We start from the raw sequence: 17,165 nt of genomic DNA, 5'->3' as shown, positions 1-17,165 counted from the left end.
TGGCATGCGCTATGCTGAGTCAACGGCCTTCCACCCGGAGGTGGATCATGCAATTTTCGAAATCGACACAAGCGCGAGGAAACTCAGGCACCGGCCTCGCTATCATCCGGCGCGGCGTCGTCGCGTTGTTCGTCGCCAGCGTCCTGGGCATCAGCATGGTACCTTCGGCGGTCGCGGACGGGGTCTCCGTGGTCGACCCGAAGACCGGCCATCGCATTCGTCTGCCGGACAACGACCGCGATGGCAGGGCAGATTACGTTCCCAAGCGTCTGGACATCCACGTCAATCCCGGCCTGACCTACCCACGGGAAACCCGCGAGCGACCCAGCGGCGGTGGCTCGATCTGCCATGGCAATGATGGCGGCTCGACCATTTCCACCGCCCGCCGCGCCTGCGATCCGAGTGCGCCTGCCGGCGATGGCGGCCCCCAGACGTCACCGAACGACGCGCCGAGTCCGGGCACTTCCTCTACGCCGACCCGCCCGAATAGCTCCTCGTCGACCCAGCTCGATTGAATCTCAGGCAAGTTCCCGCACCGGGAAATAATCCCCGAACGCGGCGATCACGCGGTCGATATCGGCCATCGAGACATCGCGATGGGTGACGAAGCGCGGGGCGTAGAGCGCACCGACGAGGATGTCGCGCTCTTCCAGCCACTCATGCAGACGAGCCGGGTCGAATGCCGGGCGCGTGAACTCGACGAACACCATGTTGGTGGCCTGCGAGGTCACCGTAATGCCGTCGATACCGGCAAGACCTTCGGCCAGGCGCTCGGCCTTGGCGTGATCTTCCGTCAATTGCGGCAGGTGATGCTCCAGGGCGTATTCGCAGGCGGCCGCCAGCATACCGACCTGGCGCATGCCGCCACCGACCACCTTGCGCCAGCGCCGTGCCGTCTCGATGAACTCGGCCGGCCCCACGAGCAGCGTGCCCGCCGGTGCGCCCAGCCCTTTGGAGCAGCAGATCGACACCGTATCGAACGGCGCGCACAAGGCTTCCAGGCCGGCACCGGTCGCAGCCGCGGCGTTGCCGATCCGCGCGCCATCCAGATGCGTCGCCAGGCCATGACGCCGCGCCAGGGCAGTGGCCGCTTCGACATAATCGGCATCCAGCACCTGGCCGTGGAAGGTATTCTCCAGCGTCAGCAGGCGCGTGCGCGCGAAGTGTGGGTCGATCGGCTTGACCGCCGCCTCGATCTTCGCCAGCGGCAGCGAACCGTCCGCTTCATTCTCGATCGGCTGCGGCTGAATGCCGCCCAGGACCGCCGCGCCGCCGCCTTCCAGGCGATAGGTATGCGCCTGCTGGCCGACGATATACTCGTCGCCGCGCTGGCAATGGCTCAGCAGCGCCACCAGATTGCTCTGGGTACCGGAAGGGAAGAACAGCGCCGCCGCCTTGCCGGTACGCTCGGCGATGTAGTCCTGTAGTCGTTGGACGCTGGGATCGTCGCCCCAGACGTCATCGCCCAATGGTGCATCGAACATTGCCTGACGCATCGCGGCGCTGGGGCGGGTGACGGTATCGCTGCGAAGATCGATCATGGGAATTTGGCCTTTTGTACGTTGTGATCAGAGTGAAATGTTCGTGACGTTCAGTGACTATCGGCTCAGCACCTACCTTCTGTGGAATTGGAGAGATTGTACCGTCAAGACAGATTTGTTTCGTCACGGGGGCTGACGCATGATGCGAGTCACCTTCGATGAACCACGAAACGACAGGAGTACCGCATGAAACAGTACGTCATAGTGGCCTATGACTACACGGACGATGAAGCGCTCGAACGCCGGCTGGCCCATCGCGAAGCGCATTTGGCAGGAGTTCGTGAGCTCGCCAAGCAGGGGAAATTTATCAGTGGCGGCGCGATCCTGAACGATGACGGCAAGATGATCGGCTCCAGCGTTCACTTTCGCTTTGCCGACAGGCAGGAGCTGGATGCCTGGCCAATTTCCCTATTGGAAAAATAGGTAGTCCTGGTTAAAGCCTGCCAAGCCAGTACTGCGGACGTCGCCGGTCATGGGCAACCGCCAGAACTTGAAAGCCATCAGACTTTTCTCGGTAAACGATGGATAGCGGAAATCGGTGAAGGGGTGCTCTACGAATATCTGGAGACAACTCCACTTGCCAGGCTTTTGGTGACTCGCCAACTAATTTAGCCAAGGCTTCGAATTCCTCCATGAAGGCACCACCCAATCCCGGAACCTTTGATTCGTAATAACCAACTGATTCCAGGAACTCGGCTTCCGCTGCCGGGTGAAAAGAATAATTCATTTGATCAGAGCTTTGGCCTTCCTCATAACATCCTCACCGGACACAGCCTGAACCGAGCCACTATCTAGCTCTTCGGCCCTGCGTCGAGCCTCAAGCAGCCAGTCGGACCTGAGCTCTTCTTCTGACGGAGACTCCAGGCTCAACACCAGTCGCTGGACCAATTGTGCCCGTTCCTCCTTGGGGAGATGGAGCGCCTCGTCTTCAATTTTCTGAAGATTCATGGAAGAGACCTCTCGTTGACATACCATTCAATTCTGGCACGGATGAGTACCTGGTGCCACGGCTCAGCTTTACCGAACAACAGGATCTGGATGCCTGGCTCGAAACCTAGCCTTACATGACCGGGCGGGTGTGGGAGCACGTCGATATCCGCGAAGTGAAACTCTTCGACCCGAACGCCTGAGAATCATGACCGAGAATCAGTCACTGCCCATTCAGATTCGCCGCTTCTCAAGGCAGCGCCTCGCGAAGCCCTACCGCTGACCTACCAGCAACTTGCCGAGGCATTGGAGCTACACCCGCCACGCACCATCCAGCCCGTGGCGCAGGCACTGAGAATCCTGATGCGCGAGGATGCACAACAGAACCGGCCATTCATCGCCGTGCTGGTCGTCAGCCGGCACGGGGAAGGCTACCGGCGCAGGGCTTCTTCGATCTGGCGATGGAACTGGGGCGGCTTACCGCCACCCCAGCGCGGCATGCCGAGGCTTGGCGGGAGGAGTTTCGGCGTGTGCTGGCGGTTATGAAGTAGGCATCCACGGCAAACTTCTGACCGAAGCTGAAACTCGGGTTGTACGTCTTCAGTGCCGGTCGCCGGCCGAGATAGCCTTTTTGGATGGCCTGGTGGCAGGTAAGTTGATTAATTGCCAAGTCCGCTTTCGGCCAGAAGCGGACTTTCAGTGTGGATTGGCACAGCGCTGCGCTGAGGCGCCGGTCTGGCTGGTCGCTCTCAAGTGCGTTGTTATGCTTTGATCTCATGGGCAGCCTGCTTGCCATCCCATATCTTCGCCGCCTGCGCAATTCCCTGGACACGCTCGTACTGGCCGGGCTCTAAAAGATCGGCGAGTTCATAAATGAAGCCACCAGGCCCTTCTTCGGTCGCGAAATAAGCCAGCCGAACTCCGCTAGTGGGGATGGTGCCTTCCTGGGTCTTACGGTCTATCGGTCCCAGCCGCCTGCCGCCGCTGCAACCGCGCCAGCGGGTCCTGCCCAAAATACCGCTTCAGCAGATCGTAAAGATCGGGATAGACCTCGATCAGTTGATCCGGCGCCGTAAAAAACAGCTCGCAGCACACCGCGAAGCACTCGCCGGGGTGGGTGGCGGCGTAGTCGTCGATGGGGGTGGGTTCGTCGCGGGCGATGTGGGCTTGCAGGTCGTCCCAGACGTGGGTGAAGACGCGATGCCACTCCCGTGAGGTGACGTCGCTCGCGGCGGCCAGCGGCGGGAAGCCGTCGACATCCTGCGAGTTGCCCAGGTCGAGCTTGTGGGTGAACTCATGAATGATGACGTTGTAGCCGCTGTAATCGCCGCTGTTGTCGATATCGGGAATCGCCAGCGCCACCGGCCCGCGCCAGGAAGTCTCGCCGGCGCGTTCGTCGTCGTACTCGTGGACCACGCCGGCTTCGTCCATCTCTTCGACCCGGCGGTGAAACGCATCCGGCAGCAGGATGATGTCATGCACATTGGCGAATGCCGCCTGCGCGTCCTGCTCATCCCAACCGAGCGTCAGCAGGCAGGCCTGGGCGGCGATGGCGAGCTGCGCGGAGGCGTCGAACTCGACCCCGTCGCCGGCCACCCAGTGCTTGGTATGCAGCAGTTGCCAGGCGCGCGGACCGAGGCGTTCGGCATCGAAGTCTTCGAGATCGGCCAGCAACGGCACGGCATGACGTACGGCTCTCCACGCCTCGGGATCGAAGGGATGACGCGCGAGACGTCGCGCCTCGCGCCGACGGTGCCACCAAGCCATGCTTCAGCTCTCTTCCGCTTAGCTTTCTTCTTGACGGGCCCCGGACTTCCAAGACCAGTCGCGCAGGCGCAGGTCGTAGAGGTCCAGACGACGATCCTTGAGGTTGGTCACCGCGCCTTCGGCACGCACCAGCTTGAGCTTGGTCAGGTCGAGGTCGGAGAACATCACCATCTCGGTGTTGGGCGTGGTTTCCGACAGTACCGCATCGTGCGGGAAGGCGAAGTCCGACGGCGAGAACACCGATGACTGGGCATACTGAATGTCGAGGTTCTCGATCGACGGCACGTTGCCGACGCTGCCGCAGACGACCACGTAGCACTCGTTCTCGATCGCCCGTGCCTGGGCGCAATGGCGCACGCGCAGGTAGCTGTTCTTGGTGTCGGTCCAGAACGGCACGATCAGGATGTCCATGTCCTGCTCGGCAAGCAGCCGCGGCAGTTCCGGGAACTCGACGTCGTAGCAGATCAGGATGCCGACGCGGCCGGCATCGGTCTCGAACACCTGCAGTTCGTCGCCGCCCTCGACCACCCAGTCGCGGCGTTCCTGCGGAGTGATGTGCAGCTTGGCCTGGCGATCGATCTCGCCGTCCCGGTGGCAAAGGTAGGAGACGTTGTAGAGCTTGCCGTCCTCGCCGATCTCGACCATGGAGCCGGCGACGATATTGATGTTGTAGGAGACGGCCATGCGCGAGATTTCGGTCTTGAAGCGTTCGGTGAAACCGGCCAGGAACTGGATCGCCTCGACCTGATCGGTCTGGTCGGTGAGCGCCATCAGCGGGGTGTTGAACAGCTCGGGGAAGACGGCGAAATCGCTCTGATAGTCGGAGATCGCATCGACATAGAACTCCACCTGTTGGAGTACCGACTCCACCGAATCGAACTCGCGCATCTGCCACTGCACGGCACCGACGCGAACCTGGGTGCGCGGCGTCTCGATCACCCGGCTGGCCGGCTCGTAGAGGATGTTGTTCCATTCCAGCAGGGTGGCGTAGCCCATCGATTTCTCATCTTCGGGCAGATATTTCTTCAACAGCCGCTTGACCAGGAAGTCGTTGGCCAACTGGAACGACAGGATCGGATCGTGGAATTCCTTGCGCGCCACTCGCTCGATGTACTCGGTCGGCGACATCTCCTCGGCGTGCTGGTGATAGCCGGGGATGCGGCCGCCGGCGAGGATCGCCCGCAGGTTCATCGAGCGGCACAGATCCTTGCGCGCTTCATAGAGGCGTCGGCCGAGCCGGTAACCACGATAGGCGGGGTCGATCAGCACGTCGAGACCGTAGAGCGCGTCCCCCTCGGGATCGTTGAGAATGATCTCGCGATGGCCGATCAGCTCGTCGTATTTGTGCGGGTTGGAAAAACGTTCGTAGTTCACCTGCACCGTCAGCGCGACGCCGACGATCTTGCCGTCGTCCTCGACGATGATCTGACCATCGGGAAATTCGCTGATCAGCTTGTCGATGGTGAGTTTCGACCAGGCACCACCGATGTCGTCGTACACGGCATCCATCAGCCGCTTGAGCTGCGGATAGTCCTCGGGAGCGAGGTTGCGCAGGTTGAGATGCAGTTCTTCGAGAGACATGGCGCCCTTGCTTCAGCCGTTCGATGGAGAGACGAATTCTAACATGCCGCCTGGGATGGGCAGTGCCGCGCCTAGCGTGGTCGCGCCATCTTGAACTTGTATGCCTCACTGATCTCGAAATAGTCCGCCGAGCCGCCGCCGCGCAGTATCGGGCGGGCGTCGGCGGTCTGGTAGATGCCGTCGATCAGCAGGGTCGGGTCGATGTGCACGCCGACCACTTCCCCCAGTACCATCCAGGTATCGAGCTTGTCGCCGGCCGCCGACTGCAGCTGGATGGTCTGGGTCAGCTTGCACTCGAACACCACCCGCGCTTCCTTGACGTGAGGTACGCTCACCACGCGGGACGGCGCCGGGGTGAGACCGGCGAGTTCGAATTCATCGACGTCCGACGCGACCGTCGCGCAACTGGCGTTCATCGGTTCGGCCAGCGGACGGGTCGCCAGTTGCCAGCAGAATTCGCCGGTCGCCTCGATGTTGCGCACGCTATCCTTGTAGCCGACGCTGGCGAATCCGACGATCGGCGGCGTGTAATTGAAGCCGTTGAAGAAGCTGTAGGGTGCCAGATTCCGCTGGCCCTCCCGATCCTGGGAGGAGATCCAGCCGATGGGACGCGGGCCGACGATGGCGTTGAACGGATCGTGAGGCAGGCCGTGGCCGAGGCTCGGTTCGTAGAAGTGCGCGTTTTCGGGCATGCGAAATGATTTCCTGATAGCGGATCGAGGTGTTGAAGGATAGCCATATGTCTCACTCGCTTGCCAACGATTGCCTAGCCAGCGGCAGTATCGCCCGACGGGTTTTCGCGCCGGACCGGTTGTCGATCGGTCTGACGCTACCGCTGGTGCCGAGCGGGCAGGCGACAGTCGATGCCGAGGAGCAGCGGCGTCTGGCACGCCTGGCCGATGACGCCGGCTTCCGGGCATTGTGGGTTCGCGACGTGCCGCTCAACAGCGATGACTATCCCGACCCTGTGGGGCATCTCGATCCCTGGAGCTGGCTCGGTGCGCTGGCGGTGGAGACCCGACATATCGTCCTGGTCAGCGGCGCCATCGTGTTGACGCTGCGCCATCCGCTGCATGTCGCCAAGGCCGCGGCTTCGGTGGCGACGCTGGCGCAGGGGCGTTTCATACTCGGCCTCGGTTCCGGCGACCGCCCAGCGGAATATGCCGCCTTCGGCGAGCATGTCGACGAGCGCCGGCGGTTGTTCGCCGAGCACTGGGAGGTGGTCGCGCAAGCCCTGGCACAGCCGTCGGCTGTGGTGCCGGATCGGTGTGAGCCGGACGCACCGGCATTCGAGCTGCGCCCGCGTCCGTCTTCGCCGGTACCGCTGCTGGCGGTGGGTTCGGGGGGCCAGAGCGTCAACTGGATCGCCCGTCACGCCATCGGCTGGATGACCTATCACCGTGAGCCCGCTCAACAGCTGGATCGCTACCGGATGTGGCGCGGCGCGGTCGAACGCAGCGCCCAGGGGGCGTTTCGCGCCTTCGGCGAGGCGATGCGGCTCGAACTCGCGGCCGACCCGAACGCGCCGGCGACGCCGATCGAACTCGGTTACCGCACGGGATGGAAGGGGCTGGTCGACGTACTGGAGGCGCAGAGGAGGATGGGCATTCACCACGTATCGCTGAATCTGCGCCTCGACGGGCGGCCAGCCGATGCCATCATCGACGAGCTGGCCACCCAGGTGTTACCCCGCTTTCATACCGACTGAGCGTTCAGTCGGCGTGGCTGGCGAGGAACGTCAACGTGCGACCGTGAGCCAATGCCGAGGCGTGCTGGTTGTAGCTCGCCCGCGCCCAGCAGTTGAAACCGTGCTCGGCGCCACCGTAGAGATGCACTTCGACATCCTGGTTATCGGCAAACGCCTGGCGAGTCTGTTCGACGTGCTCGAGCGGAATATGGTCGTCCTCGGCGCCGAAATGGAACTGGACGGGCACCTTGAGCTCGTTGGCGCGCGGCAGGTATTCGGTCACGCCGCCGGCGTAGTAGCAGATCGCGGCGTCGACGCCGGCATCCAGGGCGCAGAGATAGGAAAAGACGCCACCCATGCAGTAGCCCACGGAAGCGATGGGACCTTCGCAGACGGGGCTGGCGCGCAGTGCCTTGGTCGCCGCACGCAGGTCGCTGATCGCCGTCGGATAGTCGAGCGCCTTCTTGTGGGCCACGGCGGCTTTCCAGTCGTCGCCGTCATAGCCCAGCTCGACGCCCGGCTCGTCGCGCCAGAACATGTCGGGCACGATCACAGCATAGCCATCCATGGCGTACTGCTCGGCGACGCCCCGCATGTGGCCGTTGACGCCGAAGATCTCCTGGATCAGCAGAATGCCGGGACCCTTGCCCTTGTGCGGCAATGCTTGGTACGCCTTGAAGGTCTTGCCGTCCTCGGCGGTGATTTCGATCCATTCGGTCTTGATGTTCGTTTGAGAATTGCTCTGAGGCATGATTGCTCCTTGTGGGCGGTTGTCCGGAATTTGAGATAAACGATGAAGCCCGAGACAGGAAGTCTAGCAGGCGAGGGAAGCCCCGAATGCATGCCATGTTCCGTAGCTTTCTAATTTTTCCTGCGATGGCTGAAAGTCTGCCCAACACCCCCTAAGCTGAGCGCTCTCGACAGCCTCTTTCCACTTGCAGGAGTCGCATGGACGCGTACAGCACGACCTGGCTGGCCGGCCAGTTGGGCGGCCTGGTCGCACTCGGCTTCATCATGATCGCCTTCGCCAGCCGCCAGGACGACCGACTGCTGGTCCATCTGATCTTCGCCAATGTCGCCTTCGCGACGCATTTTGCGTTATTCATGCAATGGACGGCCGCCGGTATCTCTCTGCTGGTCATCGCGCGAATTCTGCTGGCGCGACGCTTCAAGGGGCGCTGGAGCGTAATGCTGCCGGTGCTGGCGGTGAACGTCATCGTCGCGCTGGTGACCGCATCCGAGCCCGCCGATCTCTGGCCGCTGGCGGCCGGCGTGTTCGGCACCTTCGGCATGTTCATGCTGCGCGGCATTCCCATGCGGCTGATGCTGGCCGGCGCGGCTCTGGCGTGGCTCACCAACAACCTGTTGATCGGCTCGATCGGCGGCATCATCGCCGAGCTCCTGGCGCTGGGCACCAACCTCTTGACGATCTGGCGGCTCCGGCGCGGTCGCGGGCAGAGTGTCAACAGGGCCTAGACGATGGACTACGGCCTGCCGAGCAGGTTACCGAGCCATCGAATCACGGCTTGTACCTTGTCGTCCGGATGGCGAGACGAGGTGACGATGCGGTAACTCCCTTCTCCCGGTGTGGCGGTGCCGAACGGGGCGACCAGTTGTCCGTTCAGAAGGGCGTCGTTGACCAGCGGCGTGCGGCCAATGGTTACCCCCATGCCTCTGAGCGCCGCATTCATGACCATCTCCGAGGTATCCAGGCGCATCTCCCGTGGGGCGGGCGCGAGTTCACGGCCGGTGGCCACCACCCAGCGCTGCCAGTCGTCGGCGTGAGCGGCGTTCAGCAGGCGTCGCTGCTTCAGTGTCTGCTCGGCGCCATGCCGAGCGAGTTCTGGCGTGCATACCGGGAAGGCGTATTCGGGAAAGGAGAGAGGATCACCCTCCGTGACCGGTTTGCGCTCGTAGCGTAGTGCCAGGTCGATGCCCATGGCATCCAGATCCAGCAGGCGGGTAGTCGTGATCAATTGCAGTACGAGGTCTGGATGGTCGCTCTCCAGCCCGGCCACGAAAGGAATCAAGCCCAGCGAAGCGACCACCGGACCCACGGTTAGCGTGACGCCGGTTCCCCGCGAGGCGCCGAACAGGCGCTCGGTCAGGCCGGCGATCTCGGTCAGCGGCGCGGCGAGTTGATCGGCGTAGCGCCGGCCTGCCCCCGTCAATCGAATACCTCGACCTTGGCGCTCGACCAGCGGCGCGCGCAGATGGTCCTCGAGCTTTCTCAACTGATGGCTGACGGCGGAGTCGGTCACGTTGAGCCGACGCGCCGCAGCGCGTACGCCGCCGGCCCGTGCGACGGCAAGGAAGGTACTGCTGTCGTTTACCCTCGCTTATCTGGTTTCCGAACTGGTGCGCAACGTCAACGGCGTTCTCGCGCCCCACCTGCGCCGGGAATTTGCCTTCACGGCTTTCGATCTCGGTGTGCTGACGGCTGCTTTTCTAACGTCGCTGGCCGGGTCTCAACTCATTGTCGGGGTATTGCTCGATCGCTACGGTCCCAAGCGAGTCGTCGTCGCGACCATGGGGCTTGCCGCGATCGCCGCTGGCGGGTTTGCCGTGGCCGACGGTCTGCTACAGCTCGTGCTGGCCCGTTTCGTGATGGGCATCGGCCTCTGTGCCTGCTGGACCGGGGCCTACAAGGCGAATGCGCTGTGGTGGCCGGCCGAGCGCCTGCCACTCGTCAATGCCGTGACGATCGGCTTGGCCAGTCTCGGTTCGCTGATCGCCACCTGGCCGACCGAGGCGGTACTGGCGGCGCTCTCGTGGCGGTGGCTCTTTGCCGCTCTCGCCATTGGGATCGCGGTGCTTGCGGTCGTCATGTTGTTGGCCGTTCCCCGACATCCCCATGAGTCGCGTGAGAAGGAAACCGCCTGGCAAGATCAGATCGACGGCATGCTCGGCGTGGTGCGGAGCCGGCCATTCAGGGTGGTGGCGCCACTTTCCTTTGTTACCCAAGGCATGTGGATCGCCTATCAAGGGCTATGGGCCGGCGAATGGCTACGCCAGGTCGCGGGCCGGTCGGATACGCAAGCGGCAGCGGTGCTGACCGGGATGGCGCTGTCGATCGTCGTCGGCCAGCTAGGCTTCGGTACCGTCGCCGATCGGCTGGCGCGTCGTGACCGAGCGCTTTTTCGCCTGACGACGTTGCTCTGCGCCGTCTTCATCGGGACTCAGGTTTGCCTGCTGATCCATCCGCCGGGGTTCCACGGCATGGCATGGGCAGCCTGGGGCGCGCTGACAGCGGGACCGATTCTGGGTTATGCACTGCTGACGCGTCTGGTATCGCCTGGCGTCTCGGGTAGCGCGATCGCGTTATTGAACTTTTGTGGCGTCGCCTGCGGTGCCCTGTTCCAAGGAGGTATCGGGCTGATCGTCGACCTGATGGGTGAGATGGCGCCTGCAGGCGCACACCGGCTCGCCTTGCTGGGGCTGGTAGGGTTGCAACTGGCGGCGCTGGGTTGGATGGTGGTCGGCGCTCGGAGCCTGCACACGATGGTACCGGCTCCAGCACATGCCCTACGCGACTAGATGCTGCTCGAAGAAGCTGGTCAGTTTGTCGAACGGGATCACGTCCGTGCGATCGTACAGATCGGTGTGGTTGGCACCGGGGATGATCATCAGCTCCTTCGGTTCCGCCGCGTTGGCGTAAGCGGTTTCGCTGAAGTAGCGCGAGTGCGCGTTCTCGCCATGGATGAACAGCACCGGGCGCGGCGAGATTTCCGCGATGTAGGTCAGAAGCGGCATGTTCATGAACGACAGCGGGTTGGTGATCGTCCACGAACCGTTCGAGTTGAGCGCGCGCGGGTGGAAACCGCGCGGGGTGCGGTAGTAGTCGTGGTAGTCGACCAGGAACTGTGCCTCGCCGCCCTGAAGTTCATTCATTCGCGGGCCGTAGGCCGGCGTTCCCTTTTCCGCATCCAGCCAGCGCTGCTGGCCCAGTTGCTCCAACGCCTGGGTGCGCTGTTCGAGGGTCACGCTGTCGTTGTAGCCCTTGGAGAATACCCGGCTCATGTCGTACATGGTGCTGGCAACCACTGCCTTGACCCGCTTGTCCACGGCCACCGCGTTTAGCGCCATGCCGCCGAAGCCGCAGATGCCAATGATGCCGATGCGCTCGCGATCGACGGAAGGTTGCAGGCCGAGAAAATCGACTGCCGCGCTGAAGTCCTCGGTATTGATGTCCGGCGAGGAGACGTTGCGCGGCTCGCCGCCGCTCTCCCCGGTGTAGGATGGATCGAACGCCAGGGTGATGAAGCCGCGCTCGGCCATGGTCTGTGCGTATAGGCCCGACGACTGTTCCTTCACGGCACCATAGGGACCGCTGACGGCAATGGCCGCCAGCTTGTCGCTGGCGTTCTTCGGCGAATACAGATCACCCGCGAGGGTGATGCCGTAGCGGTTCTTGAAACTAACCTTGCGGTGATCGACCTTATCGCTCTCGGGGAAAACCTTGTCCCATTCGGATGACATATTCTGAGCCTCCACGTTGGAAATGTTGAAAAACGTCCCGGCCCCGATGGCGGCCATACCAATGCCGGCCATCTTCAGCAGGTGACGGCGTCCGATATCCAGCACTTCGCGCTCGATCGGTATGCCGATGGCGTCATTGTGCTCGCTCATGCGAATATTCCGCTCCAATGCGTCGATGCGGCCTATTCTAGGCGACGGATGCCGTGCTGATTAGCCCACTCCCTTCGTTTACAGTCATGCGAAAAATTCATGAATACCGTCGAGGAATCCGAAAAATCGATCGATTTCGTTGGACTTGCCCTGAACCCGCAAGGCGTATTTGCTCGCCTCCCTTGGCTCAATCCCGCACCAGCGCGGCGACCGCCTCGGCCACCGGCATCGGGCCGTCGGTCAGCTCGAAAATCTCGCGGCGGATCTCGGGCCGGTCGATCAGGGCAGACAGCACTCGCGCCACGTTGCCGCGGGCGACCGGGCCGTAGGGTATCGCCGGTCCCAGGCTCACTCGGCCATCGCCGTCCTCGTGCTGCAGCGTGCCAGGACGCACGATCACCCAGTCCAGGCCGGAGCGGGCCACGTCGACATCGGCGCGTTTCTTCTCCCGCATGTAATGCTCGAAACGCTCGTTGCGCGGCTTCTCGCGAGCCGATTCGGGAAAGGCCGAGACCAGATAGAAGCGCGAGATGCCCAGGTGCTTCGCCGCTTCGATGGCGTGGCCAGGGCCGTCGCCGTCTATCGCGGTGGTGCGCTCCAGGCCACTACCCGCCGCCCCGGCGGAAAACACGATGATGTCGCAGCCGTGCGCGGCTTCGACCAGATCGTCGACGCTCATCGTGATGATGTCGCCGAGCACCGGCGCCACGCCGGCATCGCTGAGCGCCTGTGCCTGCTCGGGCTTGCGGTGCAGGCCGACCACCTCATGCCCTGTCTGCCGCAGCAATGGGCCAAGGCGATGCCCGACGCCTCCGGTAGCGCCCATCAGAAAGACTTTCGACATGCGGGTCTCCTATCAGTTCTGGGAATGGTATGCCGCATCGCGAGTTGATCGATACGGCCTATCGCTCCCATCGTGGGTCGACTCAGGCCTCCGGGGCAAGTCCGAGGAGCCGGCGCAATTCGGGCGCCGTCATGTTGGCCTGGAAATCCAGACGGGTGGTGATCAGTCACGGATGTCGAACCAGCCAGGGGTGGCGGCGATGGCTTTCGCCTGAATAGCGGTATCACAGCCATATTCGTGAGCATTTTTCATAGCTGCTATCGGGTTTGAGTCATTAACAAGCCCTATCGATATTCCTAGACTTATCCTCGTAGCGATCTTTCGTGCCATCTCCAAGGATTGCGTACTCAACTAACGTTGACGCTCTCGCAGTTAAAGGCCAACTCTCAGCATTCACAGAGGGCATCCTCCATGTCCAACGATACACCCGTCTGGTTCATCACCGGCTGCTCCACCGGCTTCGGCCGCGAAATCGCAAAGCTCGTACTGTCGCTGGGATGGCGCGCAGTGGTGACCGCGCGCAAGGCTGAAAGCGTCGCCGACCTGGTTGCCGGAAACGAAGATCGCGCGCTGGCCGTGGCGCTGGATGTCAATCAGCAGCCGCAGATCGAACAGGCCATCGCCGCCGCCGAGGCCCGCTTCGGCCACATCGACGTGCTGGTCAACAACGCCGGCTATGGTTATTTCTCGGGCATCGAGGAAGGCGAGGACCAGGAAATCCGCCGCCAGTTCGAGACCAACGTGTTCGGCCTGGCCTCGCTGATCCGCCAGGCGCTGCCCGGCATGCGCGCCCGCAAGCGTGGCCATATCATCAACTTCTCTTCCATCGGCGGACTGATCGCCTACCCGGCGCTGGGTTACTACAACGCGACCAAGTTCGCTGTCGAGGCCATCTCCGAGGCGCTGGCCAAGGAAGTCGAGCCGCTGGGCATCAAGGTCACCATTGTCGAGCCGGGCGGCTTCCGCACCGACTGGGCCGGGCGCTCGGTCATCGAATCGGCCACCGTCATCGACGACTACGCATCAACGGCTGGCGCCTTCCGGCAGGCCATCAAGTCTGGCTCTGGCCATCAGGCTGGCGACCCGGCTCGCGCCGCCAAGGCGATGGTCGCCGTGTTCGAGGCCGAACAGCCGCCGCTGCGCCTGCTGCTTGGCGCGCAAGCCTACGGCCGCGCGATGGAGCGCCTCGCCGAACTGGACGAAAACTTCAAGACTTGGAAGGAACTGACCCTCAGCGCGGATTTCCCGGACGGCGAATAGTCACTCCATGGCCCAGCGCGAGCCGAGCGGCCCGCAAACGACGAGCCACCATGCGTCCGCTTCGCCCCTCGCGATTCTATGGCTGAGCCGTTGCACCGACAATATGGCTGGATCAACCTCCGAAGGCGCTGTTTGATTTTTATTCTCTGATCATCAATAGGTACGCGCTGAGATGACGCGGTTGGCGATTCAGCGCCGACGATCCTCGATCACTCGCCGACCACGGATACAGTCCGTCTCGTGCGGTTCGTCGATCCACGGCTCGGCAATGCCTTGCTCGATCCATGCCGAAACCGCCGGATGCGCCAGCAGACGTTCCGCATAAGCCGCCGACTCCTCTCCCAGCACGATGCCGTAGCCGCGCACGCGAACGGCAACCGGGGCGAACATGGCGTCGACGATGGTCAAGGTGTTGCCGGCCAACCACGGACCTCCGAATCGTTCCAGACCCTCCGTCCATAGTGCGTCGAGGCGTTCGATATCCTTGGACAAGCCATCGCTCGGCGCCCCCAGGTCGATGGTCAAGGCACAGTTCATCGAGCATTCGTCGCGCAGCGCGGTGAAGCCCGCATGCATCTCGGAACTGGCGCTGCGGGCCCAGGCGCGGGCGGCGCGATCGTCTGGCCACGCGGAGGGGTGCTCCTCGGCGATGTCGTCGAGAATCGCCAATGACTCCCAGACCACCCGCTCGCCGTCGTGCAGGCAGGGTACCTTCGCGGTAGGTGAGAAGCGCGTGAAGGCTCGCTGTTTGCCGGTGCCTTCGAACGGTGTCAGCACTTCCTCGAACGGGATGTCCAACGCGCGGAGTAGCACCCAGGGCCGCATGGACCAAGATGAGTAGTTCTTGTTGGCAATGAAGAGCCGATAAGACATGTCCATTTCCATAGGTCGATGAGAGCCCGAGTATGCGGGGAATGGAAAGTTTCGAGAAGGCTTCATGCCCTCATCGAATAACGACAGTGCGTTTTAAACTTTTTGATTCTTGCTCTCCGCCCTAACACTGAATGGTTGTTTTGCGAAGTTTATTCGCACGCCGATGAGAGGGTAGGTATGGCATCGATCCCGCTGACCGATATCAATAGCCCGTTGAGCGCCGATCAGGCTCGACGTGTGCAGCAGGCACTGGCGGATCTCGATGACGCGCAGCGCCAATGGCTGAGCGGTTATCTGGCCGGCCTGAATGCGCAGGCCGCCGAGTCGCCGGTCGCCACCCAGGTGCCAGCCGCTTCGACCATGTTGACGGTGCTCTATGGCAGCCAGACCGGCAATGCCGAGGGCGTGGCGGAGCTGGCGGCGGAGCGCGCCGGGGCCAAGGGTTTCGAGGTCGAGCTACTGAGCATGGCGGACTGCGGCAAGAAGCGCCTGAAGGCCGCCGAGCGTCTGCTGGTCGTGGTCAGCACCCAGGGGGATGGCGACCCGCCCGACACGGCGCTCGAATTTCACGAGCTGATGATGGGGCGCAAGGCGCCGAAGCTCGAGGGGCTGAAATTCGCCGTGCTGGGACTGGGCGATGCCAGCTACGAGCACTTCTGCCAGACCGGCAAGGAGTTCGATGCGCGACTGGCCGAGCTCGGGGGTGAGCGAATTCGCGCGCGTGTCGACTGCGATGTCGATTACGAAGATACCGCCGAGCGCTGGATCGACGAGGTGCTGGCGGTTCTGGAGGACGACCTAGCGGCGCCGGCGACCCAATCCGCATCGATAAGTGGCGCCGTGGCCCCCCAGCAGGCGGGATCGCAATACTCCAAGAAAAATCCCTACCTGGCCGAGGTGCTGACCGTCCAGCCGCTCAACGGCCGGGGCTCCGACAAGCAGACGTTGCATCTCGAACTGTCGCTGGAGGACTCGGGGTTGGAGTATCTGCCGGGAGACGCGGTCGGCGTGGTGCCGCAGAACGATCCCGCCCACATCGATGAACTGATCGAGACGCTCAAGCTCGACGCCGAGTCACCCCTGGACGAGGGACGCGTGCTGCGCGACGCGCTGCTGACGGATTTCGAGGTCACCACGCTGACGCGACCTTTTCTCCAACAGTGGGCCGAATGGTCCCAGGCGCCTGAGTTACGCCGTTTGCTGGGAGAAGACGCCCGCGACGAATTGCGCGACTGGCTGCAGGGGCGCCAGATCATCGACGTGATCGAGCAGTTCCCGGTCGATGGCATCGATGCCGCCCAGTTCGCCACGGCGCTGCGCAAGCTGCCGCCGCGCCTCTACTCGATCGCTTCGAGTCAGTTGGCGCTGCCCGACGAGGTTCACCTGACCGTTGCCGTGGTGCGTTACGAGACGCATGGCCGTGCCCGCAACGGCGTCACCACGACCTATCTGGCCGATCGTGTCGCCCCGGGCGACCGCGTGCCGATCTACATCGACCACAACAAGCATTTCAAGTTGCCGGACGATGACGACGCGCCGCTGATCATGATCGGGCCGGGCACCGGGGTGGCGCCGTTCCGCGCTTTTCTGCAGGAGCGCGAGGAGCGCGGTGCCAGCGGCGATAACTGGCTGTTCTTCGGCGACCGTCATTTCCGCAGCGATTTCCTGTATCAGGCGGAGTGGCTCAAATGGCGCCAGCAGGGCTTGCTGAATCGGCTGGACGTGGCGTTCTCCCGTGACCAGGCGGAAAAGGTCTACGTCCAGGATCGGCTGCGGGAACAGGCGGAAACGCTCTACGCCTGGTTGGAAGCCGGTGCCTACGTCTACGTCTGCGGCGATGCCGAGCGCATGGCCCCGGACGTGCATCGTGCGCTGCATGACGTCATCCGCGAGCAGGGCGGGCATGGCGAGGCGGGTGCCGACGATTATCTGCGCCGGTTGCAGCAGGAGGGGCGCTATCAACGCGACGTCTACTAGGAAAACACTGCATAAATGGCTGCACAGGCGAATCGCTGCGTTGCGCGGTGCGCGGAATCCTCACCTATACCCCATAGGC

The 17,165-nt window shown here is 63.0% G+C and carries 18 protein-coding genes; 7 read left to right on the top strand and 11 right to left on the bottom strand.

Annotated elements, in window-relative coordinates; all coding sequences use genetic code 11:
- Positions 1-47: 47 nt before the first annotated feature.
- Positions 48-515 carry a hypothetical protein gene (locus DOM57_RS05350; RefSeq protein WP_110648208.1) on the top strand — a complete coding sequence of 156 codons (468 nt, stop codon included), beginning with the start codon at positions 48-50 and terminating at the stop codon, positions 513-515.
- Positions 516-518: 3 nt separating this feature from the next.
- Here the strand turns inward: DOM57_RS05350 and ltaE are convergent, their stop codons facing one another.
- On the bottom strand, positions 519-1,541 hold the full coding sequence (ltaE, locus tag DOM57_RS05345) for a low-specificity L-threonine aldolase (protein ID WP_110648207.1): 1,023 nt from the start codon (positions 1,539-1,541) through the stop codon (positions 519-521).
- 186 nt (positions 1,542-1,727) lie between these two features.
- Here ltaE and DOM57_RS05340 point away from each other — a divergent pair, with 186 nt between their 5' ends.
- Positions 1,728-1,964 carry a YciI family protein gene (locus tag DOM57_RS05340; RefSeq protein WP_110648206.1) on the top strand — a complete coding sequence of 79 codons (237 nt, stop codon included), beginning with the start codon at positions 1,728-1,730 and terminating at the stop codon, positions 1,962-1,964.
- A gap of 10 nt (positions 1,965-1,974) precedes the next feature.
- On the opposite strand, the gene DOM57_RS21725 is transcribed toward DOM57_RS05340, so the two are convergent.
- The 5 genes from DOM57_RS21725 to DOM57_RS05315 form a co-directional block, all read right to left on the bottom strand.
- Positions 1,975-2,268, bottom strand: coding sequence for a type II toxin-antitoxin system RelE/ParE family toxin (locus DOM57_RS21725; RefSeq protein WP_162619449.1), 294 nt, complete (start codon positions 2,266-2,268; stop codon positions 1,975-1,977).
- Positions 2,265-2,489, bottom strand: coding sequence for an addiction module protein (locus DOM57_RS05335; RefSeq protein ID WP_110648205.1), 225 nt, complete (start codon positions 2,487-2,489; stop codon positions 2,265-2,267). The genes DOM57_RS21725 and DOM57_RS05335 overlap by 4 nt, the downstream gene beginning before the upstream one ends.
- A gap of 930 nt (positions 2,490-3,419) precedes the next feature.
- Entirely contained in the window at positions 3,420-4,235 is an 816-nt protein-coding gene (locus tag DOM57_RS05325; protein ID WP_110648204.1) for a M90 family metallopeptidase, read from the bottom strand.
- 18 nt (positions 4,236-4,253) lie between these two features.
- A complete protein-coding gene (locus DOM57_RS05320) occupies positions 4,254-5,816 on the bottom strand; it encodes a bifunctional GNAT family N-acetyltransferase/carbon-nitrogen hydrolase family protein (RefSeq protein ID WP_110648203.1) in 1,563 nt (520 codons plus the stop codon).
- A 71-nt stretch (positions 5,817-5,887) separates the two neighbouring features.
- Positions 5,888-6,508 (bottom strand): flavin reductase family protein, encoded by a 621-nt coding sequence (locus tag DOM57_RS05315; protein ID WP_110648202.1) that lies wholly within the window; start codon positions 6,506-6,508, stop codon positions 5,888-5,890.
- A gap of 47 nt (positions 6,509-6,555) precedes the next feature.
- Between DOM57_RS05315 and DOM57_RS05310 the strand changes: the two genes are divergently transcribed.
- Positions 6,556-7,524, top strand: a complete 969-nt coding sequence (locus DOM57_RS05310; RefSeq protein ID WP_110648201.1) for a TIGR03571 family LLM class oxidoreductase — start codon at positions 6,556-6,558, stop codon at positions 7,522-7,524.
- 4 nt (positions 7,525-7,528) lie between these two features.
- Here the strand turns inward: DOM57_RS05310 and DOM57_RS05305 are convergent, their stop codons facing one another.
- A complete protein-coding gene (locus DOM57_RS05305) occupies positions 7,529-8,254 on the bottom strand; it encodes a dienelactone hydrolase family protein (RefSeq protein WP_110648200.1) in 726 nt (241 codons plus the stop codon).
- Positions 8,255-8,451: 197 nt separating this feature from the next.
- On the opposite strand from DOM57_RS05305, the gene DOM57_RS05300 reads away from it, so the two are divergent.
- Complete coding sequence (locus DOM57_RS05300; RefSeq protein ID WP_110648199.1) at positions 8,452-8,979, top strand: YgjV family protein; 528 nt, start codon at positions 8,452-8,454, stop codon at positions 8,977-8,979.
- 8 nt (positions 8,980-8,987) lie between these two features.
- On the opposite strand, the gene DOM57_RS05295 is transcribed toward DOM57_RS05300, so the two are convergent.
- Positions 8,988-9,764, bottom strand: coding sequence for a LysR substrate-binding domain-containing protein (locus DOM57_RS05295; RefSeq protein ID WP_110648233.1), 777 nt, complete (start codon positions 9,762-9,764; stop codon positions 8,988-8,990).
- Position 9,765: 1 nt separating this feature from the next.
- Between DOM57_RS05295 and DOM57_RS05290 the strand changes: the two genes are divergently transcribed.
- Positions 9,766-11,040 carry an MFS transporter gene (locus tag DOM57_RS05290; RefSeq protein WP_162619448.1) on the top strand — a complete coding sequence of 425 codons (1,275 nt, stop codon included), beginning with the start codon at positions 9,766-9,768 and terminating at the stop codon, positions 11,038-11,040.
- Here the strand turns inward: DOM57_RS05290 and DOM57_RS05285 are convergent.
- Both DOM57_RS05285 and DOM57_RS05280 read right to left on the bottom strand, forming a co-directional pair.
- Entirely contained in the window at positions 11,029-12,132 is a 1,104-nt protein-coding gene (locus tag DOM57_RS05285; RefSeq protein ID WP_110648197.1) for an alpha/beta hydrolase, read from the bottom strand. The genes DOM57_RS05290 and DOM57_RS05285 overlap by 12 nt on opposite strands.
- 187 nt (positions 12,133-12,319) lie before the next feature.
- A complete protein-coding gene (locus DOM57_RS05280) occupies positions 12,320-12,976 on the bottom strand; it encodes an SDR family oxidoreductase (protein ID WP_110648196.1) in 657 nt (218 codons plus the stop codon).
- 357 nt (positions 12,977-13,333) lie between these two features.
- Here DOM57_RS05280 and DOM57_RS05270 point away from each other — a divergent pair, with 357 nt between their 5' ends.
- Positions 13,334-14,236: an oxidoreductase gene (locus DOM57_RS05270; RefSeq protein ID WP_204352874.1), complete on the top strand. Its 903-nt coding sequence runs from the start codon at positions 13,334-13,336 to the stop codon at positions 14,234-14,236.
- Between the two features lie 189 nt (positions 14,237-14,425).
- On the opposite strand, the gene DOM57_RS05265 is transcribed toward DOM57_RS05270, so the two are convergent.
- A complete protein-coding gene (locus DOM57_RS05265; RefSeq protein ID WP_110648193.1) occupies positions 14,426-15,109 on the bottom strand; it encodes a glutathione S-transferase family protein in 684 nt (227 codons plus the stop codon).
- Positions 15,110-15,286: 177 nt separating this feature from the next.
- Between DOM57_RS05265 and DOM57_RS05260 the strand changes: the two genes are divergently transcribed.
- Complete coding sequence (locus DOM57_RS05260) at positions 15,287-17,086, top strand: assimilatory sulfite reductase (NADPH) flavoprotein subunit (RefSeq protein WP_110648192.1); 1,800 nt, start codon at positions 15,287-15,289, stop codon at positions 17,084-17,086.
- Positions 17,087-17,165: the final 79 nt, after the last annotated feature.

The sequence above is a fragment of the Salinicola peritrichatus genome (assembly GCF_003206715.1).
GTDB classification, from domain to species: domain Bacteria; phylum Pseudomonadota; class Gammaproteobacteria; order Pseudomonadales; family Halomonadaceae; genus Salinicola; species Salinicola peritrichatus.
The sequence above is the reverse complement of the archived record's forward strand: the minus strand, read 5'-3'. Positions and strand labels throughout refer to the sequence as shown.